Annotated in this window: 21 protein-coding genes and 1 pseudogene; 11 read left to right on the forward strand and 11 right to left on the reverse strand. The window is 69.5% G+C overall.

Translation table 11 applies throughout. The annotated features are described in order from the left end of the window. Positions 1 to 356: 356 nt before the first annotated feature. The 3 genes from Q8A52_RS03545 (at position 357) to Q8A52_RS03555 (ending at position 3,049) form a co-directional block, all read left to right on the forward strand. On the forward strand, positions 357 to 1,010 hold the full coding sequence (locus tag Q8A52_RS03545) for a DUF6230 family protein (protein ID WP_316748647.1): 654 nt from the start codon (positions 357 to 359) through the stop codon (positions 1,008 to 1,010). 118 nt (positions 1,011 to 1,128) lie between these two features. Continuing rightward, positions 1,129 to 1,704, forward strand: coding sequence for a DUF6114 domain-containing protein (locus Q8A52_RS03550; protein ID WP_316748649.1), 576 nt, complete (start codon positions 1,129 to 1,131; stop codon positions 1,702 to 1,704). Next, positions 1,694 to 3,049: a hypothetical protein gene (locus tag Q8A52_RS03555; RefSeq protein WP_316748651.1), complete on the forward strand. Its 1,356-nt coding sequence runs from the start codon at positions 1,694 to 1,696 to the stop codon at positions 3,047 to 3,049. The genes Q8A52_RS03550 and Q8A52_RS03555 overlap by 11 nt, the downstream gene beginning before the upstream one ends. A 97-nt stretch (positions 3,050 to 3,146) precedes the next feature. On the opposite strand, the gene pyk is transcribed toward Q8A52_RS03555, so the two are convergent. The 3 genes from pyk to pta all read right to left on the reverse strand — a co-directional run bounded on the left by pyk (position 3,147) and on the right by pta (position 8,005). Next, complete coding sequence (gene pyk / locus Q8A52_RS03560) at positions 3,147 to 4,577, reverse strand: pyruvate kinase (RefSeq protein WP_316748652.1); 1,431 nt, start codon at positions 4,575 to 4,577, stop codon at positions 3,147 to 3,149. Positions 4,578 to 4,709: 132 nt separating this feature from the next. After that, positions 4,710 to 5,918 (reverse strand): acetate kinase, encoded by a 1,209-nt coding sequence (locus tag Q8A52_RS03565; protein WP_316748654.1) that lies wholly within the window; start codon positions 5,916 to 5,918, stop codon positions 4,710 to 4,712. Next, a complete protein-coding gene (gene pta, locus Q8A52_RS03570) occupies positions 5,915 to 8,005 on the reverse strand; it encodes a phosphate acetyltransferase (RefSeq protein WP_316748657.1) in 2,091 nt (696 codons plus the stop codon). Before pta ends, Q8A52_RS03565 begins: the two co-directional genes overlap by 4 nt. Before the next feature lie 182 nt (positions 8,006 to 8,187). Between pta and Q8A52_RS03575 the strand changes: the two genes are divergently transcribed. Beyond that, complete coding sequence (locus Q8A52_RS03575; RefSeq protein WP_316748658.1) at positions 8,188 to 9,213, forward strand: ATP-dependent 6-phosphofructokinase; 1,026 nt, start codon at positions 8,188 to 8,190, stop codon at positions 9,211 to 9,213. Positions 9,214 to 9,270: 57 nt separating this feature from the next. Here the strand turns inward: Q8A52_RS03575 and Q8A52_RS03580 are convergent, their stop codons facing one another. The 4 genes from Q8A52_RS03580 to Q8A52_RS03595 form a co-directional block, all read right to left on the reverse strand. Further along, positions 9,271 to 9,993, reverse strand: coding sequence for a helix-turn-helix domain-containing protein (locus Q8A52_RS03580; protein ID WP_408649164.1), 723 nt, complete (start codon positions 9,991 to 9,993; stop codon positions 9,271 to 9,273). A 108-nt stretch (positions 9,994 to 10,101) separates the two neighbouring features. Continuing rightward, complete coding sequence (locus tag Q8A52_RS03585) at positions 10,102 to 10,929, reverse strand: carbohydrate ABC transporter permease (RefSeq protein WP_316748662.1); 828 nt, start codon at positions 10,927 to 10,929, stop codon at positions 10,102 to 10,104. 1 nt (position 10,930) lies between these two features. Beyond that, positions 10,931 to 11,803 (reverse strand): carbohydrate ABC transporter permease, encoded by an 873-nt coding sequence (locus tag Q8A52_RS03590; protein ID WP_316748664.1) that lies wholly within the window; start codon positions 11,801 to 11,803, stop codon positions 10,931 to 10,933. Beyond that, positions 11,800 to 13,182 carry an extracellular solute-binding protein gene (locus tag Q8A52_RS03595; protein WP_316748666.1) on the reverse strand — a complete coding sequence of 461 codons (1,383 nt, stop codon included), beginning with the start codon at positions 13,180 to 13,182 and terminating at the stop codon, positions 11,800 to 11,802. The genes Q8A52_RS03590 and Q8A52_RS03595 overlap by 4 nt, the downstream gene beginning before the upstream one ends. Positions 13,183 to 13,506: 324 nt before the next feature. Here Q8A52_RS03595 and Q8A52_RS03600 point away from each other — a divergent pair, with 324 nt between their 5' ends. Further along, on the forward strand, positions 13,507 to 14,055 hold the full coding sequence (locus tag Q8A52_RS03600) for a hypothetical protein (RefSeq protein ID WP_316748668.1): 549 nt from the start codon (positions 13,507 to 13,509) through the stop codon (positions 14,053 to 14,055). 7 nt (positions 14,056 to 14,062) lie between these two features. On the opposite strand, the gene Q8A52_RS03605 is transcribed toward Q8A52_RS03600, so the two are convergent. After that, positions 14,063 to 14,749 carry a response regulator gene (locus Q8A52_RS03605; RefSeq protein ID WP_316748670.1) on the reverse strand — a complete coding sequence of 229 codons (687 nt, stop codon included), beginning with the start codon at positions 14,747 to 14,749 and terminating at the stop codon, positions 14,063 to 14,065. Beyond that, positions 14,746 to 16,410: a sensor histidine kinase gene (locus Q8A52_RS03610; protein WP_316748672.1), complete on the reverse strand. Its 1,665-nt coding sequence runs from the start codon at positions 16,408 to 16,410 to the stop codon at positions 14,746 to 14,748. Before Q8A52_RS03610 ends, Q8A52_RS03605 begins: the two co-directional genes overlap by 4 nt. A gap of 153 nt (positions 16,411 to 16,563) precedes the next feature. Here Q8A52_RS03610 and Q8A52_RS03615 point away from each other — a divergent pair, with 153 nt between their 5' ends. Next, positions 16,564 to 17,946 carry a cation:dicarboxylate symporter family transporter gene (locus tag Q8A52_RS03615; protein ID WP_316748674.1) on the forward strand — a complete coding sequence of 461 codons (1,383 nt, stop codon included), beginning with the start codon at positions 16,564 to 16,566 and terminating at the stop codon, positions 17,944 to 17,946. A gap of 132 nt (positions 17,947 to 18,078) precedes the next feature. Here Q8A52_RS03615 and Q8A52_RS03620 read toward each other — a convergent pair whose 3' ends face one another. Next, positions 18,079 to 18,708 (reverse strand): TetR/AcrR family transcriptional regulator, encoded by a 630-nt coding sequence (locus Q8A52_RS03620; protein WP_316748677.1) that lies wholly within the window; start codon positions 18,706 to 18,708, stop codon positions 18,079 to 18,081. Positions 18,709 to 18,870: 162 nt separating this feature from the next. On the opposite strand from Q8A52_RS03620, the gene Q8A52_RS03625 reads away from it, so the two are divergent. The 3 genes and pseudogenes from Q8A52_RS03625 (at position 18,871) to Q8A52_RS03635 (ending at position 22,164) form a co-directional block, all read left to right on the forward strand. After that, positions 18,871 to 20,544 carry an MFS transporter gene (locus Q8A52_RS03625; RefSeq protein ID WP_316748679.1) on the forward strand — a complete coding sequence of 558 codons (1,674 nt, stop codon included), beginning with the start codon at positions 18,871 to 18,873 and terminating at the stop codon, positions 20,542 to 20,544. 18 nt (positions 20,545 to 20,562) lie between these two features. Then, positions 20,563 to 21,281: pseudogene (locus Q8A52_RS03630) on the forward strand (RNA-guided endonuclease InsQ/TnpB family protein); the annotation flags it as partial. A gap of 118 nt (positions 21,282 to 21,399) precedes the next feature. Continuing rightward, entirely contained in the window at positions 21,400 to 22,164 is a 765-nt protein-coding gene (locus Q8A52_RS03635) for a DUF2127 domain-containing protein (protein ID WP_316748681.1), read from the forward strand. Here Q8A52_RS03635 and Q8A52_RS03640 read toward each other — a convergent pair. Then, the gene (locus Q8A52_RS03640; RefSeq protein ID WP_316748683.1) at positions 22,161 to 22,601 is read right to left on the reverse strand and encodes a MarR family winged helix-turn-helix transcriptional regulator; all 441 of its coding nucleotides are present in this window, start codon (positions 22,599 to 22,601) and stop codon (positions 22,161 to 22,163) included. The two genes, Q8A52_RS03635 and Q8A52_RS03640, sit on opposite strands and share 4 nt — an antisense overlap. 92 nt (positions 22,602 to 22,693) lie before the next feature. Here Q8A52_RS03640 and Q8A52_RS03645 point away from each other — a divergent pair, with 92 nt between their 5' ends. After that, on the forward strand, positions 22,694 to 23,323 hold the full coding sequence (locus tag Q8A52_RS03645; protein WP_316748685.1) for a maleylpyruvate isomerase family mycothiol-dependent enzyme: 630 nt from the start codon (positions 22,694 to 22,696) through the stop codon (positions 23,321 to 23,323). A 169-nt stretch (positions 23,324 to 23,492) separates the two neighbouring features. After that, positions 23,493 to 25,019 carry an ATP-binding protein gene (locus Q8A52_RS03650; protein WP_316748687.1) on the forward strand — a complete coding sequence of 509 codons (1,527 nt, stop codon included), beginning with the start codon at positions 23,493 to 23,495 and terminating at the stop codon, positions 25,017 to 25,019. Positions 25,020 to 25,029: the final 10 nt, after the last annotated feature.

Below are 25,029 nucleotides of genomic sequence, written 5' to 3' on the forward strand. Positions count from 1 at the left end.
CGAGAATGCACCACGATCGGCGACGCTCGGTCCATTCCCCCACCCCGACAGCCGGTCGGGTGCACGGGTTCAACTGGGTCCCCACCGAGCAGAGTCGGCGGCAGTGGCCGGCTCTTGGACAGGGGGGTCTTCGCCATCACGGCGAAGCCTGTCCAGCAGGGTTGTGCGTGATGCGTGTCAGGCGCGACCAGTGGTTGTCGCTCGGGGGTGATCGCCGGTGATTCGGGCGCGGTTCGCGCCTACGAGTTCGGGCGCTCCCCTTCCGAGGACGTAGCACTTCTCCCATCCCTGCCCGGCTGAGCCGCCGACTGGAGGCTAGTCAGGGCCAGGAGATGTACGTCCGAGAAGGAGGAAATATGGAGTCCCAGGTGCGTGGCGGGACCAGATGGAAGCGGTTCGCTGTGGTCATGGTGCCCAGCGTCGCCGCCACGGCGTGTATAGGTGTCGCCCTCGCGCAGGGCGCTCTGGCCGCGTCGTTCAGCGTTTCGGGTCAGTCGTTCAAGGTGACTGCGCAGGAGCTCCACGGCAAGGGCTTCGCGCAGTACGGGGCGATCGACCAGGGCTACACGATGTCCGGCGGCAAGACGGCTCACCCCGTCGCGGTCTCGGCCTTCAACTCGGCCACGATCCAGAAGATGTGCCAGTCGGTCGTCACCCCGGACATCCCGATCCTCGGGGACGTCACGCTGCGCCTTGAGGCGGGTGACAGCACCGAGGAGTCGAAGCAGGTCCAGGCGGACCGCCTGTACATCGACGTCGACACCCTCGACGCCGACGCCACCTTCCACGGCATCGACATCGGTGTGGCCGCCAAGGACGCCAGCAAGGGTCCGGGCATGAAGGGCAACGGTGAGCAGGCCAACCCGTTCGGCTTCGCCCAGCAGGCGGACTCGGCGGACCTGTACAACGTGAAGCAGACGGCGTGGGCGACCACCGCCGGAACCTTCAAGCTCAGCGGTCTGCACATGTCGCTGAAGCGGGGCAGCGGCCCGGGCATCGAGTGCTACTAGTCACTCGTTGACGGGCGGGGGAGCCGACGGCGCCCCCGCCCGTCGCACCTTCCAGCCGCGTCTTCACGCGCGGCACACATCACCACCACAGCAACGCCGCACCAGGGAGCTGTTTTCCATGAGCGCCGAGATTCCTGCCGTCGTACCCGGCCAGTTCACCCGCCGGAGGCTGCAGTTCCGCGCCTGGCGGGGCACTCGTCCGTTCTGGGCCGGTCTGTTTGTCCTGCTCAGCGGTCTTCCGATCATTTACTTCCCGTACTTCAATCTCCAGGTCGGACATCTGACGCTGGCGATGGCGACGACGGCCGGAGCCGGCTCCCTGATCATCGGCGTGCTGCTCATCGTGCTGGGCATCAGCCTCTGGTTCCAGAAGCACGTGCGCACTTTCGCGGGTGTCGCCGCGATCCTGCTGGGGCTGGTGTCTCTCCCCGTCGCCAACTTCGGCGGCTTCCTCCTGGGCTTCCTGCTCGCCCTCGTCGGCGGAGCGATGGCTGTGGCGTGGGCGCCGGGTGTGCCCCCGCAGCCGGAGCCGGCGCAGGAGGTCACCACGGGCGAGGGCGGCGCGCCCGATGCTGCCCCCGAGCCGGCCCCTGAGGTCGCGCTCGGCAAGGACACGGACGGCGTGGGCGAGTGGAACGACCTGTCAGGAACAAGCCCGGTGAACGGGGCGAACGGGAGGCACAGTGCCGGCTGACGAGGTGACCCACGGGACTGATGTGGACGAGTCCCGTGTGAGAACCGGGCCGCGCCATGCGGCACCCAAGAAGCCGCTGTTCACCAGGTTCCACATGCCGGCAGGCAAGGCGATAGCCACGGTGGCGATGCCGACCGCGGTCATCATGGGCATGGGGTTCACCTCGAGCCTGGCCCTCGCCGACAACAACTCCACACCGCCCACGTCGAAAAGCCTGACGGCGGACGAATACAAGGACTGCGTCAAGGCTCTGGACGCGTCGAAGGACCCCTCGGCCACGCCGACGCCCTCCGCGTCGGCGAGCGAGTCGACGGGCACCAAGGACACGGCCACGCCGACCCCCACGGCGTCCGCCGCCGCGCAGGACTCGTCCTCGGGCAAGACCTCTTCGTCGGATTCGGGTTCCGGCGGCAAGGCGACCCCCGAGCCGTCCGCCACGCCCTCGTCGGGTTCGTCGGACACGTCGTCGTCCAGTGGCAGTGACACGGCGACCGCGACCCCGTCGCCGTCGGCGACCAGCGGGAACCTGATCGACACGATCGGTGACGCGATCAAGGACGTGTTCACCGGAGGAAGCGGCGACTCGACCTCCACCGCGAGTGCGAGCCCCACGCCGTCGGCCTCCGCGTCCACGTCGTCGTCCTCGTCCTCCTCGTCGTCCTCCTCGTCTTCGTCGAGCGACAGCAAGGGTTCCGGCAGCAGTGCCACCGACACCGTCAAGGACACGGTCGGCACGGCCACCAAGACGGTCGACGACACGGTGAAGAAGACCACGGACACGGCGACCACGGCGGCCCAGGACGCCGCCGGCGCGGCCGCGACGGCCACCGCCAGTCCGAGCCCGTCGGCGAGCTCCACCACGTCCGCGGACAACTGCCCGGCCGCCACGGACGACACGAGCGGTGTCGACAACAAGGTGCCGGTGGCGGACGACCCCTGGTACCTCAACGCCAGCTCGCTGCTGCTCAAGGGCGCCGACTACCAGGGCATCGTCGAGGTGAAGACGGCCAACGGCAGCAAGAAGAAGGTGCTGAAGTACGTCATCTCCGGCGGAACCGACATCGGAGACCTGCACCAGACGGTGAAGGACAAGCAGTCGGGCAAGACCTACCACGTGCAAGCGGCCTCCGGCTCGACGTCCACGATCCGGGACGGCGACACGGTGATGTACACGGAGAGCATCTCCGGCAACCTGTTCGGCCTGATCCCCGTGACGTTCAGCCCGGACAGCCCGCCGCCGCTCAACATCCCCCTGATCTACTTCACCAACGTGAAGGTGACGCAGGCCGCTCAGTTCGGTGGAAGCCTGCACGTGCCCGGGATGCGCGTGTACACCACCGACTGACCGCCCCCACAAGCCCATTCGGGAGCCGCTCACAAGCTGAGGGCGCCCCCTTCACAGGGGGCGCCCTCAGCGCCGTACAAAGCCCTTCGGGGGGCCGTCAGTTGCCCTGGCTGCCGCCGAGGTGGTGGACCCGGACCATGTTGGTGGTGCCGGGGACACCGGGGGGCGAGCCGGCGGTGATGATGAGCGTGTCGCCCGGGTTGAAGCGGTTGAGCTTGTCCAGCTCCTGGTCGACCATGTCGACCATTTCGTCGGTGCTGTTCACGAACGGCACGACGTGCGACTCCACGCCCCAGCTGAGCGTCAGCTGGTTGCGGGTGCCCTCGTCCGTGGTGAAGGCCAGGATCGGCTGGGCCGCGCGGTAGCGGGACAGCCGACGGGCGGTGTCACCGGACTTGGTGAAGGCGATCAGGCCCTTGCCGCCCAGGAAGTCCGCGATCTCGCACGCGGCACGCGCGACCGAACCACCCTGCGTACGCGGCTTCTTGCCGGGCACGAGCGGCTGCAGGCCCTTGGAGAGCAGCTCCTCCTCGGCCGCGGTGACGATCTTCGACATCGTCTTGACCGTCTCGACCGGGTACGCGCCCACGCTCGACTCGGCCGACAGCATGACCGCGTCGGCGCCGTCCAGGATCGCGTTGGCCACGTCGGAGGCCTCGGCGCGGGTCGGGCGGGAATTGGTGATCATCGACTCCATCATCTGGGTCGCCACGATCACCGGCTTGGCGTTGCGCCGGCACAGCTCGATCAGGCGCTTCTGCACCATGGGGACCTTCTCGAGCGGGTACTCGACGGCCAGGTCGCCGCGGGCGACCATCACGCCGTCGAACGCCATCACGACGTCCTCCATGTTCTCCACCGCCTGCGGCTTCTCCACCTTGGCGATGACCGGGACGCGACGGCCCTCCTCGTCCATGATCCGGTGGACGTCGTTGACGTCCTTGGCGTCACGGACGAAGGACAGGGCGACCATGTCGCAGCCCATGCGCAGCGCGAACCGCAGGTCCTCGACGTCCTTCTCGCTCAGCGCGGGCACGTTGACGGCCGCGCCGGGCAGGTTGATGCCCTTGTGGTCGGAGACGACACCGCCCTCGATGACGATCGTCCGCACCCGCGGGCCCTCGACGTCCAGCACCTTCAGCTCGACGTTGCCGTCGTTGATCAGGACCTGGTCGCCCCGTGCGACATCACCCGTCAGGCCCTTGTAGGTCGTACCGCAGATCTGTTTGTCACCCGGCACGTCCTCGGTCGTGATGATGAACTCGTCACCACGTTCCAGTTCGACCGGACCCTCGGCGAAGGTTTCCAGACGGATCTTCGGGCCCTGCAGATCGGCGAGGACGCCGATGGCGCGGCCGGTCTCCTTGGCGGCGGCCCGGACGCGGTCGTACCGCGCCTGGTGCTCGGAGTGCGTGCCGTGGCTGAAGTTGAACCGAGCCACATTCATGCCGGCCTCGATCATGGAGACGAGCATCTCGTGGGAGTCGACCGCGGGGCCGAGAGTACAGACGATTTTCGAACGGCGCATGGGGCGATCCTATCGGTTTGTTTCGCTACGGAATATTCCGTCTGGTGGAAGATACAAATGGGCGGGAGTGCGCTCAGGCGTGTTACTGGCGTGTAATTGCTCAGCTGTTCGCTTAATTGCTCAACTGTTCGCTCAGCTGTTCTTTCCGACCAGTGCGTAGGTCTGTGTGGCGATCTCCAGTTCCTCGTCGGTGGGCACCACGGCGACGGCCACCCTCGCGTGATCGGGCGAGATCAGCCGTGGCCGGTCGGTACGTACGGCGTTCAGCTCGCCGTCCACCGCCAGGCCCAGCTCCTCCAGGCCCGCCACGGCAGCCTCTCGCACGGGACTCGCGTTTTCCCCGACTCCCGCTGTGAACGCGACCGCGTCCACCCGTCCGAGCACCGCGTAATAGGCACCTATGTACTTCTTCAGGCGGTGAATGTAGATGTCGAAGGCGAGACGCGCCTGTTCGTCGCCCTCGTCGATCCGACGGCGGATCTCCCGCATGTCGTTGTCACCGCACAGCCCGAACAGACCGCTTCTCTTGTTGAGAAGAGTGTCGATCTCGTCCATGGACATTCCGCCAACACGCTGCAAATGGAAGATGACGGCCGGATCCAGGTCGCCGGAGCGCGTCCCCATCACGAGACCCTCCAGCGGGGTGAGCCCCATCGAGGTGTCCACGCACCGGCCGCCCCGCACCGCCGAGGCGGACGCCCCGTTGCCCAGGTGCAGCACGATGACGTTGACCTCCTCCGGCGCCTTCCCGAGCAGCTTCGCGGTCGCCCGGGAGACATATGCGTGCGATGTGCCGTGGAAGCCGTAGCGCCGGATGCGGTGCCGGTCCGCGAGCTTCGGGTCGATCGCGTAGCGCGCCGCGGACTCCGGCATGGTCGTGTGGAACGCCGTGTCGAAGACGGCGACCTGGGGCAGGTCGGGGCGCAGCGCCCGGGCCGTGCGGATGCCGGTGAGGTTGGCCGGGTTGTGCAGCGGCGCGACGGGGATCAGCCGTTCGATCTCGGTGAGCACGGCGTCGCCGATGACGGTCGGCTCGGTGAAGAACATGCCGCCGTGCACCACCCGGTGCCCGATCGCGGCCAGCTCCGGCGAGTCCAGACCGAGGCCGTCCTTGGCCAGCTCCTCGGCCACGGCCTTGAGGGCGGCGTCGTGGTCGGCGATCGGCCCGTTCTGCTCACGGGTGGCGCCCGAGGTGAGGCAGGTGTGCTTCAGCCGGGAGGTCTGCTCGCCGATGCGCTCGACGAGACCCGCCGCCAGCCGGCTGCTGTCGTGCATGTCCAGGAGTTGGTACTTCACCGACGAGGAGCCTGAGTTGAGGACGAGGACACGGGTGGCTGTCACTGGGCGGTTGCCTTCTCGCTCGGGTTCTGGGCCTGGACGGCCGTGATGGCGACGGTGTTGACGATGTCCTGCACGAGGGCGCCGCGGGACAGGTCGTTGACCGGCTTGCGCAGCCCCTGCAGGACCGGGCCGACGGCGATCGCGCCGGCCGAGCGCTGCACGGCCTTGTAGGTGTTGTTGCCCGTGTTGAGGTCCGGGAAGATCAGCACACTGGCCTGTCCGGCGACCTCGGAGCCGGGCAGCTTGGTGGCCGCTACCGACGGCTCGACGGCCGCGTCGTACTGGATCGGCCCCTCGATCTTCAGGTCGGGCCGCCGCGAGCGCGCCAGCTCGGTCGCCTCGCGCACCTTGTCGACGTCGGCGCCCGAACCGGACGTACCCGTGGAGTACGACAGCATCGCGATCCGCGGCTCCACGCCGAACTGCTGCGCGGTGGCGGCCGACTGGATGGCGATGTCGGCCAGCTGCTCGGCGTTGGGGTCCGGGTTGACCGCGCAGTCGCCGTATACCAGCACCTTGTCGGCGAGGCACATGAAGAACACGGAGGAGACGATCGACGACTCCGGGGTGGTCTTGATGATCTCGAAGGCGGGGCGGATGGTGGCGGCGGTGGAGTGCACGGACCCGGAGACCATGCCGTCGGCGAGCCCCTCCTGGACCATCAGGGTGCCGAAGTAGTTCACGTCGGAGACCACGTCGTAGGCCAGCTCCACCGTCACGCCCCGGTGGGCCCGCAGCTGGGAGTACGTCTGGGCGAAGGCGTCGCGCAGCTCGGAGACGGCCGGGTCGATGAGCTGGGCGTCGCCGACGTCGATGCCGAGGTCGGCGGCCTTCTTGCGGATCAGGTCGACGGGACCGAGCAGGGTCAGATCGCACACCCCCCGGCGCAGCAGCACCTCGGCGGCGTGCAGCACACGCTCCTCGGTGCCTTCCGGGAGGACGACACGGCGCTTGTCGGAGCGGGCCTGTTCGAGCAGCTTGTGCTCGAACATCATCGGGGTGACGCGGTCGCTGCTCGGCGCGGAGACCCGCTTGATCAGATCGCCGGTGTCGACGTACCGCTCGAACAGACCGAGTGCGGTCTCCGCCTTGCGCGGGGTGCCCGCGCTCAGCTTGCCCTCCAGGGAGAACAGCTGCTCGGCGGTGGGGAAGCTGTTGCCGGGCACGGAGACGACCGGGGTGCCCGGGGCGAGCCGGGCGGCGAGGGTGAGGACCTCCTCGGTGGGCCGCTCGTTCAGGGTGAGCAGCAGGCCGGCTATCGGCGGGGTCCCGGCGCTGTGCGCGGCGAGCGAGCCGATGACCAGGTCGGCGCGGTCGCCCGGGGTCACCACCAGGCAGCCGGGGGTCAGGGCGCCCAGGAAGTTCGGCAGCATGGCCCCGCCGAAGACGAAGCCGAGCGCGTCCCGGGCCAGCCCCGAGTCGTCCCCGAGCAGCACCGTGCCGCCCAGGGTCTGGGTGATCTGGGAGACCGTCGGCGCGGACAGGGCGGGTTCGTCGGGCAGCACGTAGCAGGGGACCGGCAGCCGGTTGGTGAGCCGCTCGGCGATCTCGTCGCGGTCCTCGCGGGCCACCCGGTTGGCGACCATGGCGAGGACGTCGCAGCCGAGACCGTCGTACGCCCGGAACGCGTTGCGCGTCTCGGCCCGCACGGCCTCGGCGGTCTGCCGCCGGCCGCCCACGACCGGGATCACGGACGCGCCGAACTCATTGGCGAGGCGGGCGTTCAGGGACAGCTCGTCCGGGAGCTGGGTGTCGGCGAAGTCGGTGCCGAGGACCAGGACGACGTCGTAGTCCCGGGCGACCAGGTGGAACCGGTCGACGAGTGTGGACACCAGCTCGTCGGTTCCCTGCTCGGCCTGCAGCGCGGACGCCTCGTGGTAGTCCATGCCGTAGACGGTCGCCGGGTCCTGGGACAGCCGGTACCGGGTGCGCAGTAGCTCGAACAGGCGATCGGGACTGTGGTGGACGAGCGGCCGGAACACCCCCACCCGGTCCACCTGCCGGGTCAGCAGCTCCATGACTCCCAGCTCGACGACCTGGCGTCCGTCGCCGCGGTCGATCCCGGTCACGTACACGCTGCGCGTCACGTGGGCACTCCGTTTCGTCTGTCACGTCTCCGGCATAAAAATCGCCCACCAAGGTGAGCAGAACCCTCTTGACAATACCCCTGGCGCTATATATGGCGCCCGCCAGAGCATCGGCCCCCTGACGGACGTGAAACAATCGGACTTGCTCACCGGTATCAAACGCGACCAGGAGACACAGCACGATGCGCATCGGAGTTCTCACCGCAGGCGGCGACTGCCCCGGCCTGAACGCAGTGATCCGGTCTGTCGTGCACCGGGCGGTGACGCAGTACGGCGACGAGGTCATCGGCTTCGAGGACGGATACCGGGGACTGCTCGACGGCCACTACCGCACCCTCGACCTGGACGCGGTCGGCGGCATCCTGGCCCGCGGCGGCACCATCCTCGGCTCCTCCCGGCTGGAGCGCGACCGGCTGCGCGAGGCCTGTGAGCGGGCCACCGACATGGTCGGCGAGTTCGGCATCGACGCGCTGATCCCGATCGGCGGCGAGGGCACACTGACCGCCGCCCGGATGCTCTCCGACGCCGGGCTGCCGGTCGTGGGCGTGCCGAAGACCATCGACAACGACATCTCCTCCACGGACCGCACCTTCGGCTTCGACACCGCGGTCGGCGTGGCCACGGAGGCCATGGACCGCCTCAAGACCACCGCCGAGTCCCACCAGCGCGTGATGGTCGTCGAGGTCATGGGCCGTCACGCGGGCTGGATCGCCCTGGAGTCCGGCATGGCCGGCGGCGCCCACGGCATCTGCCTGCCCGAGCGCCCCTTCGACCCCGCCGACCTGGTCAAGATGGTCGAGGAGCGCTTCGCCCGCGGCAAGAAGTTCGCCGTCGTCTGCGTCGCCGAGGGCGCCCACCCGGCCGAGGGCACGATGGACTACAGCAAGGGCGAGATCGACCAGTTCGGACACGAGCGCTTCCAGGGCATCGGCACGGCACTGGCTTACGAGCTGGAGCGGCGGCTCGGCAAGGAGGCCAAGCCCGTCATCCTCGGCCACGTCCAGCGCGGCGGCACCCCGACCGCGTACGACCGTGTCCTCGCCACCCGCTTCGGCTGGCACGCGGTGGAGGCCGCGCACCGCGGCGAGTTCGGCCGGATGACCGCGCTGCGCGGCACCGACATCGTGATGGTGCCGCTCGCGGAGGCGGTCACCGAGCTGAAGACGGTCCCGAAGGACCGGATGGACGAGACGGAGTCGGTCTTCTAGGCCCGTCCGGGCTCTGCCGGCAGGCCCGTCCAGGCCTGCTGCCAGATCCTCCTGTGCTCAGGCCGTACCGGCCTCCACCCTCGACCAGAAGTGCTCCACGATCCGGTCGAGGAAGTCACGGCCGTTGCCGCTCGAGTCCGCCGCGGCACTGGTGCCGCCCCAGCTCAGCGTGGCCACCATCTGCCCCTGGTAGTCCTGGTGCAACTCCTGGAGGGTGCCCTCCAGGAGCCGGCGGTCCAGCGGCACCATACGGCCCACCGGTCGCACATAGGCCTGCCAGCGCGTGGTGACCGCACTGCGCAGCAATTCGGCCAGCTTCCCGTCGCGGCCGCTGACGGTCACGAAGTCGGGCAGGGACAGCTCGAGCAGCTCGGCGAGGGCGGCGGACTGCCGCTCGGTGCCGCGCCACTCGTCGTGCTCCTCCATCCGCAGATAGGCGAGGAGTTCCAGCCCGACGGCGAGGGCGACGTCCTCCGCCGCGAGTCCACGGGCGATGCGGTGCTCGCGCAGACTGCGCGGTCGCCCGATCAGCTCACCCGGCGAACACCACAACACCCCGGCAAGGGCGGTGAGTTCAGGGCTGCTGGGCGTCGCGGTGCCCCGCTCCCAGGCGACGACCAGGTCAGGGGTGACGTACGGCAACCCGTACGAGGCACGCATCCCGTAGGCGACGTGCTCGGGTCCCATGCCGAGAGCGGCACGGAGTTTGCGGGCGGCGGGGGCGTTGAACGGGGGACCTGGCTGGTTCCGGGGATCTGGCGGTCGGCGCACAGCGGACAACGTAGAGGTGCAGGGCGGTGATGACTACGGTCTGTTCAGCCAGGATCACGGATTGTAGGAACGTACGGATTCGGCCGGTCGGGATGGTCGGCGGGTCCGGCGCACGGCTCATCCCTTGACCGCGCCGCCCAGTGCGAAACCACCGCCCAGCCGCCGCGCGACCAGCACGTACAGCAGGATCACCGGCGTCGAGTAGATCACCGAGAACGCGGCGAGCTGCCCGTACACCACCATGCCCCGGTTCCCGAAGAACTCGTTGATGCTCACGGAGGCGGGCATCTGATCGGGTGTCAGCAGGAGCATGAACGGGACGAAGAAGTTGCCCCACATCATCACAAAGGAGAAGACGGTCACCACCGCCACCCCCGGGCCCATCAGCGGCAGCACGATCCGTACCAGCGACTGAACCGTTCCCGCTCCGTCCGTCCAGGCGGCCTCCTCCAGTTCCCTCGGCACGCCGTCCATGAAGTTCTTCATCAGCCAGATCCCGAACGGGAGTTGTGACGCGGCGAAGAAGAAGATCGTGCCCTGGGTGGTGTCGATGAGGTTCACCCGCACGAACAGCGCGTACACCGGCACCATGATCGCCGTGATCGGCAGACAGGTGGCGAAGAGGATCGTCAGCAGGAAGGGGCGGTTCAGCCGGGACCGGAACCGCGACAGCGGGTACGCCGCGAGCGCCGCGCACACCACCGTCAGCAGTGTTCCGCCGCCGCACAGGATCAGGCTGTTGAGCAGGGGCGTGAGGGTGATGTCCGGCGTCAGTACGGCGTCGAAGTTGTCCAGGGTCACCCCGTCGGGGGCCTTCACCCGTAGATCCGCGTGGACGTCCAGCGAGGACAGGATCACCCAGGCCAGGGGGAGTGCGAAGGCGGCGGCCGCGACCAGGAGGCCCGCGTCAGCGGCCAGGCGGCGCACGGTCCGGCGGCGCGGCATGTCAGACCTCCGTCCGCAGCAGTCGCAGGTATACGACCGAGAAGAGGGAGCCGACGACCAGGAGCAGGAGGGCCACCGCCGTGCCGTAACCGATCATGCTCTTCTGGAACGCCTGCTCGTACATGAACAGCGGGAGGGTCTGGCTCCGGTCCCCCGGTCCGCCCCTCGTCATCACCCAGATCAGCCCGAAGACCGAGAGGGTCTGGAGGGTGTTGAGCATGAGGTTGGTGCCGATGGAACGGCGGATCATCGGCAGCGTGATGTGCCACATCCGACGCCAGCCGCCGGCTCCGTCCACCTCCGCCGCCTCGGTGATCTCCTTCGGTATCTCGTTCAGCGCCGCCGAGTACACCAGCATCGAGAAGGCCGTGCCGCGCCAGACGTTCGCGAACGACACGGCCAGGATCGGCAGGGTGAACAGCCAGTTCTGGGTGGGGAGATGGAGTCGGTCGAGGAGGGCGTTGAGCGTGCCTTCCCTGCGGAAGAAGGCGTACAGCAAGAACCCCGCCACCACCTCCGGCAGCACCCATGCGGTGATGACGATCCCGCCGGTGAGCGTCCGCACCGGCCTCGACGCACGCTGCATCAGCGCGGCCAGGGCCAGGCCCAGGGTGTTCTGGCCGACGAGCGACGACAGGACCGTGAAGACGAGGGTCAGCCATACGGCGTTCAGGAACCGGTCGTCCCCGAACGCCGTACGGAAGTTGTCGAATCCGACGAAAGAGGAGTGCGCCTGGCCGGTGAGCTGTAGGTCGGTGAAGGCGATCCAGGCGCAGTAGGCGATGGGTCCGGCGAGGAAGAGGAGCAGCAGGGTGACGGCGGGGGTGAGGGGGAGGACGCGGGCGAGGGTCCGCCGGGCCGCCCGGGGGGTCACTTCCGGACCACTTGGTCGTCGGTGGCCTGCTTGAGCTCCTCGTCGTAGCGGCTCGCGGCCTTGTCCACCGATGTGTCGCCGGTCGTCACGCCCTCCATGGCCTCCTGGATGGCGGTGGAGACCTTCGGGTAGGCGGGGTAGGCCGGGCGGTAGTGCGTGCTGGCGACCAGGTCGGTGAAGAACTTCAGGCCGGGCTGGGCGGTCGCGTACGCAGGGTCGCTCGCCACGTCCTTGCGCACCGCGATGCCCGAGTTGGCGATGTACCACTTCTGGGCGTTCGGCTTCGTCTGCATCGTCCTGATGAAGTCGAAGGCGAGGTCGGGATGGGCCGCCTTGGCCGGGATCGACCAGGTCCAGCCGCCGGACATGCTCACCTTGCCGGGGGCCTGGCCGTGCTGGGTGGGCATATGGGCGAGGCCGAGCTGCTTCGACCAGTCCGCCCACTCGTGGCCGCTGCCCGGCAGCCAGTCCTGGGGGAGCCAGGAGCCGTCGAGGTCGATGCCGAGTTTGCCCTGGGGGAGGAGCTCGCCGCGGACGCTGGTGCCGAAGTTGGGGTCGAGGGCGTCGGAGACGTCGGGGCCGAGCTTCTCCTGGTAGACGGTCTCGACGAAGCCGAGGGCGTCCTTGAAGCCCTGGCCCGCGGCGACCCACTTCTTGGTCGCGCTGTCGTACAGGGGGTCGGACGTGCCGTCGTCGGCGCCGTACAGGAGCATCTCGAAGCCCTGCATGGTCGCGGCCTCGCCCGCCGGTTTGCCGGTGTAGACGTTGAGGGGGGTGACGCCGGGGACCTTCCGCTTGATGGTGCGGGCCGCGGCGAGGATGTCGTCCCAGGTCTTCGGCTGCCAGTCGGCCGGGAGCCCGGCCTTCGCGAACACCCGCTTGTCGAACCAGAGTCCGCGGGTGTCGGTGCCGTCCGGGACGCCGTACGTCTTCCCGTCCTGTCCCTTCGCCGCCGACTTCGCCGTGTCGATGAACCGACTCCAGTCCGGCCACTTGGCGAGGTAGGGATCCAGTGGCTTCAAATACCCGCTCGTGATGTCGGAGTTGATGAGAAAGGTGTCCTCATAGACCAGGTCCGGGGCCGTCTTGGGGGACCGGAGCATCTGCTGCAGCTTGGTGTAGTACTCCGAGTCCGGGGCCTTGATGGGGACGAACTCCACCTTCTTGCCGGGGTACTTCTTCTCGAACTGCTTCTTGATGCCGGCGAGGTAGGTGTCCATCACCTTGATGGAGTTGTCCGTCGACTGTTTGAAGGAGACCTTCAGCGTGTTCGGATCACTGCCGGAACCATTGCCGCAGGCAGTGAGGGACGCCGCGGCAAGGGCGGCGGCGAGAACCGCGGCGAGCGCGGTGGGAGCGGCGGTGGGGCGCACGGGCATGACCTCCTGCGGACGCACTGTGGGGGTGGCCGGGGTGGTTGCCGTGTGAAGGTAGGTGGAGTGGTCTAGTCAGGTCAATGCGTGTGTGCGGATTGGGCGTTGACGACTCGTCCGGGAGCGGATCGGGTGAACCGCCCTACTGCTGTTCGGTCCGCAACGCGCGGCCTCCACCAGGGCGATTGCCGGGGTGGACGAGATCCAGCCAGTCCCCGACGTGGCGCCGACGGCGGAGTACTCCAGCGCGAGTGCGAGTGCGGTCAGGACCACAACGGTGGGCTGTGTCTCCGGCACACTCGTAAGGTACTGCCGGGGGAAGGGGTCGTAGTGCCGGAACCAGACGTCACCGTGGGGCAGTTGCTGCTCGTCGAGTACCAGACCGTCAAGGACGAGCAGAGGACGCGGATCGGGTTCCGGGACAATCTCCTCTACGTCACGCTCACCGTCGTCGCCGCCGTCATCGCCGCGTCCGCACAGGCCGAGCAGCCCGCCATGCTGCTCGCGCTCCCGCCGGTGTGTGTGGTCCTCGGCTGGACCTATCTCGTCAACGACCAGAAGATCTCGGCGATCGGCCGGTACATACGCGAGGATCTGGGGCCCCGGCTCGCCCGGCTCGCCCGGACCGGAGAGGCCGAGGAGGTCTTCGGCTGGGAGCGCGCTCATCGCGGTGACCGGCGTCGCAGGTCGCGCAAGGCCGTGCAGTGCGTCATCGACCTGCTCGCCTTCTGCCTCGTGCCGCTCGCCGGGCTCACCGTCTACTGGACCGGCGGTCAGGACAGTGGCGGTCTCCTCGTGGTGTCCGTCGTGGAAGCCCTGGCCGTGGTCGGTCTCGGCGCTCAGGTCGTGTCGTACGCCGGCGTGAACGCCTCCGGGTGACGAGCGCTCACTGCCCCTTGACCCACCGGTAGTGCAACTCCGGCCGCCCCACGGTCCCGTACTGCGGACTGCGGGCCGCCCGCCCCGCGTCCACCAGGTGCTCCAGATAGCGGCGGGCCGTGATGCGGGAGATGCCGACCACCTCGGCGACGCCGGCGGCCGTGAGGCCCTGCGTGCTGTCCCGCAGGGTCACCGTGACCCGCTCCAGCGTCGGCCCGCTCAACCCCTTCGGCAGCGCGGCGGGCCCGGGCGCCCGGAGCGAGGCCAGCGCCCGGTCCACCTCGTCCTGACCGCTCGCCTCGCCCACCGCCGCACGGAACTCGGCGTACCGCACCAGCCGGTCGCGCAACGTCGCGAAGGTGAACGGCTTCAGGACGTACTGCACGACCCCGAGCGAGACCCCTTCCCGGACCACGGTCAGATCCCGTGCGGAGGTCACCGCGATGACATCGGCGTGATGCCCGGCCGCCCGCAGGGAGCGCGCGAACTGCAGACCGTGCACATCCGGCAGATGCAGATCGAGCAGGAGCAGGTCCACCGGCGTACGGTCCAGAAGGCGCCGCGCCTCCGCCCCCGTGTGCGCCCTGCCCACGGCGACGAACCCCGGCACCCGGCCGACGTACATCACATGCGCGTCAGCCGCCACCGGGTCGTCCTCCACCACCAGCACGCGGATGGACTGCTCGTTCGTCATACGTCGCCTCCAGACACCGGGGACGGCCCCACCGTCGTGTGCAACGGCAACCGCACCTCGAACTCCGCCCCACCACCGTCGGCCTCCGCCACCGTCAGCGTCCCCTGCTGACGGTGCACGGCCTGCCGGACCAGGGCCAGGCCGAGCCCGCGCCCGTCCGGTCCCGCCGGCTTGGTGGTGAATCCCCGCTGGAATACCAGTTCGGCATGGGCCGGATCCACACCGCTGCCGGTGTCAGCCACCCGAAGGACCAGTTCCCCGCCTGCCCCGCCTGCCCCGCCTGCCCCGCCTTCTGCGTAGGCCGTCACCGTCACCCTCGCCCCGACGCTGCCCTGCGCCGCGTCCACCGCGTTGTCGATCAGGTTGCCGAGGATGGTCACCAGGTCGCGGGCCGGCAGGCCGGGCGGGAGGACCCCGTCGTCCAGGCGGCTGTCCTCGGAGACCACCAGCTCCACGCCGCGCTCGTTCGCCTGCGCCGTCTTGCCGAGCAGCAGGGCGGCCAGGACAGGCTCGCTCACCGCCGCCACCACCTGGTCCGTCAGCGCCTGCGCCAGTTCCAGTTCCGCCGTGGCGAAGTCGACCGCCTCCTCCGCGCGGCCCAGTTCGATCAGGGAGACGACCGTGTGCAGACGGTTCGCCGCCTCGTGCGCCTGGGAGCGCAGCGCCTGCGTGAAACCGCGCTCGGAGTCCAACTCGCCCATCAGAGACTGGAGTTCGGTCACGTCCCGGAGTGTCACGACCGTTCCGCGGCGCTCGCCGCCCGAGACTGGTGACGTGTTCACCACCAGCACCCGGTCCGCCGTCAGATGCACCTCGTCCACCCGGGGTTCGGAGGCGAGCAGGGCACCCGTCAGCGGGGCCGGCAGCCCGAGGCCCGCCACCGACGTGCCGATCACGTCCGCCTCGGCCGGCACGCCCAGCAGCTCCCGGCCGCCGTCGTTGATCAGTGCCACACGGTACTGGCCGTCCAGCATCAGCAGCCCCTCGCGCACCGCGTGCAGCGTGGCCTCGTGATAGTCGTGCACTTGGCTGAGCTCGGTCGCGTTCATGCCGTGGGTGTGGCGGCGCAGCCGGGCGTTGACGACGTACGTGCCGACCGCGCCCAGCAGCAGGGCGCCGCCGGCCACCGCGAGCAGCGCCGTGACCTGGCCCTGCACCCGTTTGCTGATCGCCTCGACCTTGATGCCGGCGCTGACCAGGCCGATGACGCGGCCGTTCTCCTCCACGGGTGTGACCGCGCGGACGGAGGGGCCGAGGGTGCCGGTGTACGTCTCGGTGAAGGTGTGGCCGTGCTGGGCGGGGCCGATGCGGCCGAGGAAGTGCTTGCCGATCTGCTTTTCCTCGGGGTGCGTCCAGCGGATGCCGGACGGGTTCATGATCGTCACGAAGTCGACGTCCGCGTCCCGCATCACCTGGAGCGCGTAGGGCTGCAGCCGGAGAGTGGGGTCGGCGGTGTGGATGGCCGAGCGGACCGAGGGAGAGTCCGCGATCGAGCGGGCCACGGCCGTGGCGTGACGGGCCGCAGCGTCCTCGGCCTGGCGCTGGTCGTTGACGTAGGTGAACAGCGCGTACCCGGCCACGACCACCGCTATCAGCACGGCCTGCATGGCGAAGAGCTGGCCGGCCAGGCTGCGGGGACGGGGGACGGAGGGGAGGCGCATGTCGTCAGTGTGCCTCCGCGGTTAAGCATGAACTAAATGAACGGAAGGGTGACCGCCCTCACAGACCAGGAGATAGTCACGGCATTCCCCATAACCCCCGGACGTGAGCCGCACGCCGGTGTGTTGCCGACGAAGACGTCAAGGAGGGCAGCCGTGGCCGCCAGTACCCCCGATACGGCACCAGCCGCACCCGCCGTGAAGCGGGATCGCACCCACTACCTGTACATCGCCGTCATCGCGGCGGTGGCGCTCGGTATCGCCGTGGGACTCATCTGGCCCGACCTCGGGGTCGAGCTCAAGCCCCTCGGTACGGGCTTTGTGAACCTGATCAAGATGATGATCTCGCCGATCATCTTCTGCACGATCGTGCTCGGGATCGGCTCCGTCCGTAAGGCCGCCAAGGTCGGCGCCGTCGGCGGCATCGCGCTCGGCTACTTCCTCGTCATGTCGCTGGTGGCGCTGAGCATCGGGCTCGTCGTCGGCAACGTCCTGCACCCGGGCGACGGGCTGCATCTGACCAACGCGCTCAAGGCGACCGGGCACGACCAGGTGTCCGCGGACGCGCTGCCACCCGTCGAGTTCGTGCTGTCGATCATCCCGATGACCTTCGTCTCCGCGTTCACCGAGGGACAGGTCCTGCAGACCCTGCTCGTGGCGCTGCTCACCGGGTTCGCGCTGCAGGCGATGGGGCCGGTCGGCCGGCCCGTGCTGCGCGGCATCGAGCACATCCAGCGGCTCGTGTTCCGCATCCTCGCCATGGTGATGTGGGCCGCCCCGATCGGTGCCTTCGGTGCCATCGCGGCCGTGGTCGGCTCCGCCGGTCTGGACGCGCTGAAGAGCCTCGCCGTGCTGATGCTCGGCTTCTACGTGACCTGCTTCCTGTTCGTCTTCATCGTGCTCGCCGCGCTGCTGCGCATCGTCTCCGGGCTGAACATCTTCTCGCTGTTCAAGTACCTGGGCCGGGAGTTCCTGCTGATCCTGTCCACCTCCTCCTCCGAGTCCGCGCTGCCGCGGCTCATCGCGAAGATGGAGCACCTGGGCGTCAGCAAGGCCGTCGTCGGCATCACCGTGCCGACCGGCTACTCCTTCAACCTCGACGGCACCATGATCTACATGACCATGGCGTCGCTCTACATCGCCGACGCGCTCGGTACGCCGATGTCGATCGGCGAGCAGATCCCGCTGCTGCTCTTCCTGCTCCTCGCCTCCAAGGGCGCGGCGGGCGTCAGCGGCGCCGGTCTGGCGACCCTGGCCGGTGGTCTGCAGTCGCACAAGCCCGCGCTGGTCGACGGCGTCGGCCTGATCGTCGGCATCGACCGCTTCATGAGCGAGGCCCGCGCCCTGACGAACTTCGCGGGCAACTCCGTCGCGACGGTGCTGATCGGCACTTGGACCAAGGAGATCGACAAGGACCGCGTCCGGCAGGTGCTCGCCGGTGAGCTGCCGTTCGACGAGACGACCCTGCTGGACGAGGGCGAGGCCACCGTGGCCCCCGAGCCGACCGAGGACGGCGAGAAGGAACTCGCGAAGGCCTGATCGGGGCCCCTTCCGACCGCCGGGCGCCCGGCCCTGCCTGAACCCGGGCCGGGCGCCCGGTCCACCGCCCCGGGCGGCTGAGTCTCCCCCCGTAGCTCAGCCGCCCGGCTTCTGTCTGCGGCGTCCACTCGCTCATTGCGACGTCGGTTCGCTCAGCTTCGCCACCAGCGCGGTGGCCAGGGAGGCGGGCACGCCCGACGCGGTCAGTACGGTGACCGCGGCGGAGCGGCCCGCCTCCTGCGCTGCCAGCAGGTCGTCGTTCACCGCCTCCATCAGCGCGAACAGCATCTGTTCATGCACGTACGCCAGCGCCGGCGCCGGCAGCGGCGAGCTGAAGGTCCCCCGCTCCAGGCCCTGCCGCAGCACCTCGGCGCAGGCTTCGCGGACCGGTGTCAAGCGCTCGCGGATACCCTGCACGGTGACCGTGCGCTGGGCCAGCGCGACCAGCAGCCGGTAGCGGTCGGCGATCTCCCAGACCGCGAGCACCGACCGGGCCACCGCCTCCGCCGGGTCGTCGACCCCCTCGCGTCCCGCCGTGTGCGCGGCCGCCAGCGCCTCCACCGCCCCGTCGACCAGTGTGCTGATCAACGCCTCGCGGCTGGGGAAGTGCCCGTACACCGTCCGCCGTACTACCCCCGCGGCGCGCGCGATCTGGTCCATGGAAGCGTCGGGGTCGCGCAGCAGCTCGGCGAGGGCGACGTCGAGGATGCGGCGCCGGTTGGCGTCGGCGCGAGAGCTGTTACCCGTGGTCATGGCTGCCATTCTGCCTGCCCCGCGGAGGGCCTCACGGTCCTTCCGCCGAGGGCTTCACCTCCTCTATTTGCACAATGCTGTGCAGTAGCCGTACATTGCACATCGTTGTGCAATTGCACGCTGCTGTGCAAGCCCCGTCGTGTGCATCTGTGAGGAAGGCGACCCCTGACCATGCGACTCGTCATGAACGAACCGGTCGAAAGGACGGACCGCCCCTACGCCCGGCGCTGGTGGGCGCTGCTGGTGCTCTGCCTGAGCCTGCTGATCATCGTGATGGCCAACACCGCCCTCACGGTCGCGGCCCCCGACATGACCGAGGACCTCGGTCTGTCCAGCGCCGACCTGCAGTGGGTGATCGACGGCTACACGGTCCCGTACGCCGCGCTGATGCTGCTGCTCGGCGCGATCGGCGACAAGTACAGCAGGCGCGGCGCGCTGGTCCTGGGCCTTGTGGTCTTCGCGGGCGGGGCAGTCTCCGGCTACCTGGCCGACAGCTCCACGGCTGTCATCGCGGCCCGTGCCGTGATGGGCGTCGGCGCCGCGCTGATCATGCCCGCCACGCTCTCCCTGCTCGCCGCGACCTTCCCGCGCGCCGAGCGGGCCAAGGCCATCACCCTGTGGACGGCGACCGCGGGACTCGCCATCGCGGCCGGTCCGGTCGTCGCGGGCGCGCTGCTGCGCGACCACGGCTGGTCGTCGACCTTCCTGATCAACGTACCCGTCGCAGCCGTCGCGATCGTCGGTGCCTTCGTCCTCGTGCCGCCGTCCAAGGCCGGTCACCACGACCGCATCGACTACGTCGGCGGGCTGCTGTCGGTGCTCTGGGTCGGCTCGCTGGTCTACATGATCATCGAGGGGCCGCACTTCGGCTGGGGCGTGAAGGCCGTGAGCGCCGCCGTCGTCGCGGGCGTCGGCCTGGTGGCCTTCGTCCTGTGGGAGCTGCGCCACCCGCGTCCGGTGCTGGATGTGCGCCGCTTCGCGGACCGCCGGTTCGCGGGCTCCAACCTCGCGGTCGCCCTCTTCTTCCTGGCCGTGTTCGGAGCTTTCTACTACCTCACCCAGCACCTCCAGTTCGTGCTCGGCTACGACGCGCTCGGCACCGGTCTGCGCATGCTCCCGCTCGCGGGCGCCGTCTTCGTCGGCTCGGCGCTCACCGGCTGGCTCACCCCGCGCGTCGGTATGAAGTGGACGGTCACCGCCGGCATGGTCGGCGGCACGACCGCGCTGGCCCTGCTGACCCGGGTGGACGCGGCATCGTCGTACGGCGATTTCGTCGCCCCGCTCATCGTCCTCGGCCTGGCCATCGGCCTCGCCCTCTCGCCCTGCACGGACGCGATCATGGGTGCCTTCCCGGAGTCCGAGCTGGGCGTCGGCGGCGCGGTGAACGACACCTCGCTGGAGCTCGGCGGCTCGCTCGGCATCGCGATCCTCGGCTCGCTGCTGTCGACGTCGTACGGCAACCACCTCACGGACGCCACCGCGGGCAGCAAGCTCCCGGCGGACGCCCTGGCCACCGCCCAGGACTCGGTCGGCGCGGGCTACGCGGTCGCGCAGGGCATCGGGGACAAGGCGCGGCAGCTCGGGGCACAGGCGGCGCGGACGACCGATCCGCAGCAGGCCGCCAAACTCAAGGAGCAGGCGGCCCAACTGGGCACCGGAGCCCGGCAGATGGCCGACGCGGTCGGATCCGCCTTCTCCGACGCGGTGGCCCACACCAGCCTGGTCGGCGCGGTGGTCCTGGGTGTCGGCACGCTTCTGGTGGCAGTCCTGCTCCCCCGCCGCGAGTCGGCTGCTCCGGAGGTACGGGAAGAGGAGCGGGAACTGGTGGACAGCGCGGCCGGTTGACCCGCGCACCCGCTGCGCGGGCGGCTCCACCTGGCAGGCGGGATCGTGCTGAGGGTGGTGTGGTCGCGGGAGTTGCCTGCCGAGCCCTCGTCTGTGCGGGTGTTTCGGGACAGGGTTGGTGACTGTGGGGCGTGAAGGAGATCGCGACCACCACGTCCGAGACCCACGATCAGCCCCACCCCGAGCACGGCAAGAAGGCAAACGTGAAGCTGTCGCGATATGACCGGATGATGGCCCGCCGCAGGCCGAAGAACGGGCGGGCCGCGTCGAAGGGTTATCGGGAGGCGAAGAAGTGGCGGGCGAAGACCTACCAGAAGATTGCCCGCCAACGGCAGGACGGGGCACGCAAGTGGGCGAAGGACGTGGTGCGGGACCATGACTCGATCGCGGTGGAGGACTTCAAGCCGAAGTTCCTTGCGAAGACGTCAATGGCGCGCAAGGCGGCGGATGCTGCGATCGGCGTGACGAGGAAGGCCCTGTTGGACATGGGCCGCAAGCACGGGCGGGACGTGCGTCTGGCGCATCCCGCGCACACCACCATGGACTGCGGACGGTGCGGAGCGAGAACCAAGCACGTACTTCCGCTGTCGGAACGCACCTACACTTGCACCGCGTGCGGAGCCGTCTCTCCAAGGGACAAGAACTCCGCGCGTGTGATGCTGGTCCGGGCTGGTCTGGCCCCGGCTGGTGTGGATGGCGTAAGGCCTCTTGGAGCGCTGCTCCAAGAGGCGGCCTGAGCCAGGAATCCCCTCCCCCCGGGAGGGGAGCAGTCAATAACGTGCCGTGCCGGACCAGCCGGAGCGGCACGTTCATGTTTTGTGTGTTCGTTTGCTTGTATGTACGGAGGCGCGGGGGATGAAGATCGACTGGGACCGGCGGCACTGCGCTCGCAAGGGACACGTGACCTATGCGCCGGACGACCCCCGGCTGCGGGTGCGGCTGCACACCCAGACCGCCCTCGGGGACGCGTGGCGCTGTCTGCGTTGCGGCGACTTCGTACTGGGCGAGCCGCACGGCTCGGGGCCGGCCGACGACGCGCCGCTGGTGCCGCGCGGGAAGGTGCTGCGGGATCTGTTCATCCTGCGGTTCCTGGCGGTCGAGCGGGCCGTGCGCGGTGTGTTCATCGTGCTGGTCGCGGTGGCGGTGTGGAAGTTCAGCAACAGCCAGGACGCGGTGCGGCGGCTCTTCAACGAGTACCTGGACGTCTTCCGCCCGGTCTTCCGGCACTTCCACTACGACCTCGACCACTCGCCGGTCGTCGGCTCCATCCAGAAGGCGTTCGGCTACAAGCACTCCACGCTGATGCTGGTGGCGGCCCTGCTGCTGGCCTACGCGGTGATCGAACTCGTCGAGGCGGTCGGCCTCTGGTACGCCAAGCGCTGGGCGGAGTACCTGACGGTGGTCGCCACCGCCGCGTTCCTCCCGCTGGAGGTCTACGAACTCACCGAGCACATCAGCTGGTTGAAGATCGCGACCCTCGTCCTCAACATCCTTGCGGTCCTCTACATCGCCGTCACCAAGCGCCTGTTCGGCCTGCGGGGCGGCCGCAAGGCCTTTGACGAGGAGCGCCACAGCGCCTCGCTGATGGAGGTGGAGGAGTCGGCGGGAGTGGCCGTCTAGGCCCAGGGGTCGGTGACCGCCCGCAGCAGGGTGAGCGCCTCGCGCAGCTGCTTCATGCGGCGCTTGCCGAGGTGCTCCTCCCATTCCTTCTCGACCTCGGCGACCACACCGTCGGCGATCTCCTTGGCGGCCCACGCCCGCTCCGCCAGGCACACCAGCCGGGCCCGCTTGTCGGTCGGGTCCGGCGCCCGGCGTACGTAGCCCGCCTTCTCCAGCTGGTCGACCAGGAAACCCGCGGTCTGCTTGGTGATCTGGGCCTGCTCCGCCAGCTCCGTCAGCCGTGTGCCGTCCGGGCCGACGCGCTGGAGCACCCGGGCCTGGGCGGGTGTGAAATCGTCGAAGCCGGCCTCGGCGAGCACACCGAAGATACGGTTCTCCAGGGCCCGGTACGGGATGAACAGGAGCAGCCCCGTGTTGAGTTCGCTCTCCGCCGCCATCGTCGGCACCCCCTCCGCATGCCTTGACTTTGGTCAGAGCATCTGACTACTTTGGTCAGAGAAGCTTACCACTTGAGTGGGTGGTGATCCGCATGGGCATGGCGTTGGGCGCGGACGAGCTCTGGCAGTTCGTCGACCGCGAGCGGGCGGGCCTGGCCGACCTGCTGGCGGGCCTGAGCCCCGAGGAGTGGGAGACGCGGACGCGGTGCGGTGACTGGCGGGTGCGGGACGTCGCCGCGCATCTGACCATGGGGGCGCGCTTCACCCACCGGCGGGTGCTGGGCGAACTCGTCCGGGCCCGCGGCAACCTCGACCGGATGATCCACGACGCCTCGGTCCGCGAGGGACAGGCGCCGGTCGAGGAGATCGTCGCCCACCTGCGCTCCATCGTCGGCTCCCGCCGCCCGGCACCGCTCACCACGCCCCGCGAGTCCCTCCTCGACGTTCTCGTCCACGGCCAGGACATCGCCCTCGCTCTCGGCCGGACTCGCGAGATGCCCCGCGCGGCCGCCCGCGACGCCGCCGACCGGGTGTGGACCATGCGCGTCCCGCCCCGTCCATGGCCCCTTCCGCGCGCCCGGCTCGTCGCCACGGACATCGCATGGACGCGCGGCGAGGGCGAGGAGATCCGCGGCCCGATCGCGGCCCTGCTCCTGCTGCTCACCGGGCGCCCGGAAGCGGCGCGCGAGTGGTTCGAGGGGGTCGCCGTACCGGAGCAGTGAGACACCCGGGGACCACGGGGGAGCGAAGCGGCGGGTCCGTGACCGGGCCCGCCGCTTCGCGGTGTCGTGGTGAACGGCTCGGCGAACCTCGCCCCAAATGCTTTGACCCGCCCACCGGTTCGGCCCACGCTTGAAGGCCTTGACGCGCACACGAGCCACGGAGGCGGACATGGGGGAACCGGACGGAGTGGAGATCGTCAGCTCGCAGGAGTACCGGGCCCGATACGGACCGGAGAGGGAAGCGTCACCCCTCTCGCTGGAACAGGTCAACGAGTTGTTCTACGAGTTCCTCACGGCGGTCGCCCGCCCGAAGCGCACGGACGCCGACGGCAGACGCGACCTCGCCAGGCGGCTGCGCGACCACCTGGGGTCGGCGCCGACGGACCGCCCGGTGGTGAAGGCCGCCTACGCGTCCTTCGACCTGCCCAACGTCCATCTCGCCCTGGAGCGCTGGTTCGCCGCGGACGGCCGCTCCCACGAGCTGATCGGTATGCGCGGCGCCCAGCACCACGGCGACCTCACCCTCGGCGACATCATCGACGCCGCCGACCGCTACGACCGCTTCGTGGTCGGCGCCGTCGACTACGCCCATCTGCCGATCTCACCCGACGAGGAACTGGCCTGCGTCTCCTGCGGTTTCTACCTCGGTGCGGAGGGCGACGAGCGGTTCGCCGTACTCCTGCGCGGCCCGCAGGACGAGTACGGGCGCAACAAGGTCGAGGTCGAAGTCCTCGCCGGGGCCAAGGAGTTCGCGGACCGGCTGCTCGCCGACATCGACGCGCTCGTGCGCGAGCACAACGTCTTCCGCGGACAGGTACTTTCCTTCGAGGGCTCGGAGTTCGGGCACGGTCTCGGCCCGTTCCGCTTCCACCGCCGCCCCGGCCTGACCAGCGACGACGTCGTGCTGCCGGCCGGGCTCCTGGAGCGGGTGGAACGGCAGGTGGTGGGCGTGGCCCGGCGCCGTGAGCAACTGCGCGCGGCGGGCCAGCACCTGCGCCGGGGCCTCCTGCTGTACGGCCCGCCCGGCACCGGCAAGACCCACACGATCCGCTATCTCCTCTCCCACCTCCCGCAGTTCACGGCCGTGATTCTGTCCGGCGAGAGCATTCGGGCCATCGGCCCGGCCTGCGCCCTGGCCCGGATGCTCCAGCCCGCGCTCGTCGTCCTGGAGGACTGCGACCTGATCGCCGAGTCCCGCGACTACGGCGGCGGCGAACAGCCCCTGCTCTTCCAGGTGCTGAATGAGATGGACGGCCTCGGCGACGACGCCGACGTCGCCTTCCTGCTCACCACCAACCGCGCCGACCTGCTGGAGCCGGCCCTCGTGCAGCGCCCCGGCCGCGTCGACCTCGCGGTGGAGATCCCCCTGCCGGACGCGGAGGGCCGCGCGGCCCTGCTCGCCCTGTACGGCGCTGGACTCGGCCTCGGCAAGGACATCGCCGACGAGGTGGTGGCCCGTACGGAGGGCACGACGGCCTCCTTCACCAAGGAGCTGGTACGGCGGTCCGTGCTGATCGCGGCGGAGCGCGAGTCGCCCGGTACCGAGCCGGAGCACGTCCGCGAGGCCCTCGACGAGCTTCTCTCCGACCGCGACCGGTTGACCCGCCGGCTGCTGGGGGTGCGGGACGGCAACGAGGACGACGAGTGGCCGGCGCGGGAGGACAAGGAAGATGAGGAAGGGGACGAGGAACGCTGACCGGCGGTCA

The organism is Streptomyces herbicida (assembly GCF_032656585.1).
Lineage (GTDB): Bacteria > Actinomycetota > Actinomycetes > Streptomycetales > Streptomycetaceae > Streptomyces > Streptomyces herbicida.

Coding starts and splice junctions, on each gene's coding strand:
- Q8A52_RS03545 (WP_316748647.1), top strand. CDS start 357: ATGGAGTCCCAGGTGCGTGGCGGGACCAGATGGAAGCGGTTCGCTGTG.
- Q8A52_RS03550 (WP_316748649.1), top strand. CDS start 1,129: ATGAGCGCCGAGATTCCTGCCGTCGTACCCGGCCAGTTCACCCGCCGG.
- pyk (WP_316748652.1), bottom strand. CDS start 4,577: ATGCGCCGTTCGAAAATCGTCTGTACTCTCGGCCCCGCGGTCGACTCC.
- Q8A52_RS03575 (WP_316748658.1), top strand. CDS start 8,188: ATGCGCATCGGAGTTCTCACCGCAGGCGGCGACTGCCCCGGCCTGAAC.
- Q8A52_RS03585 (WP_316748662.1), bottom strand. CDS start 10,929: ATGCCGCGCCGCCGGACCGTGCGCCGCCTGGCCGCTGACGCGGGCCTC.
- Q8A52_RS03595 (WP_316748666.1), bottom strand. CDS start 13,182: ATGCCCGTGCGCCCCACCGCCGCTCCCACCGCGCTCGCCGCGGTTCTC.
- Q8A52_RS03605 (WP_316748670.1), bottom strand. CDS start 14,749: ATGACGAACGAGCAGTCCATCCGCGTGCTGGTGGTGGAGGACGACCCG.
- Q8A52_RS03610 (WP_316748672.1), bottom strand. CDS start 16,410: ATGCGCCTCCCCTCCGTCCCCCGTCCCCGCAGCCTGGCCGGCCAGCTC.
- Q8A52_RS03620 (WP_316748677.1), bottom strand. CDS start 18,708: ATGGCAGCCATGACCACGGGTAACAGCTCTCGCGCCGACGCCAACCGG.
- Q8A52_RS03625 (WP_316748679.1), top strand. CDS start 18,871: ATGCGACTCGTCATGAACGAACCGGTCGAAAGGACGGACCGCCCCTAC.
- Q8A52_RS03635 (WP_316748681.1), top strand. CDS start 21,400: ATGAAGATCGACTGGGACCGGCGGCACTGCGCTCGCAAGGGACACGTG.
- Q8A52_RS03640 (WP_316748683.1), bottom strand. CDS start 22,601: ATGGCGGCGGAGAGCGAACTCAACACGGGGCTGCTCCTGTTCATCCCG.
- Q8A52_RS03645 (WP_316748685.1), top strand. CDS start 22,694: ATGGGCATGGCGTTGGGCGCGGACGAGCTCTGGCAGTTCGTCGACCGC.
- Q8A52_RS03650 (WP_316748687.1), top strand. CDS start 23,493: ATGGGGGAACCGGACGGAGTGGAGATCGTCAGCTCGCAGGAGTACCGG.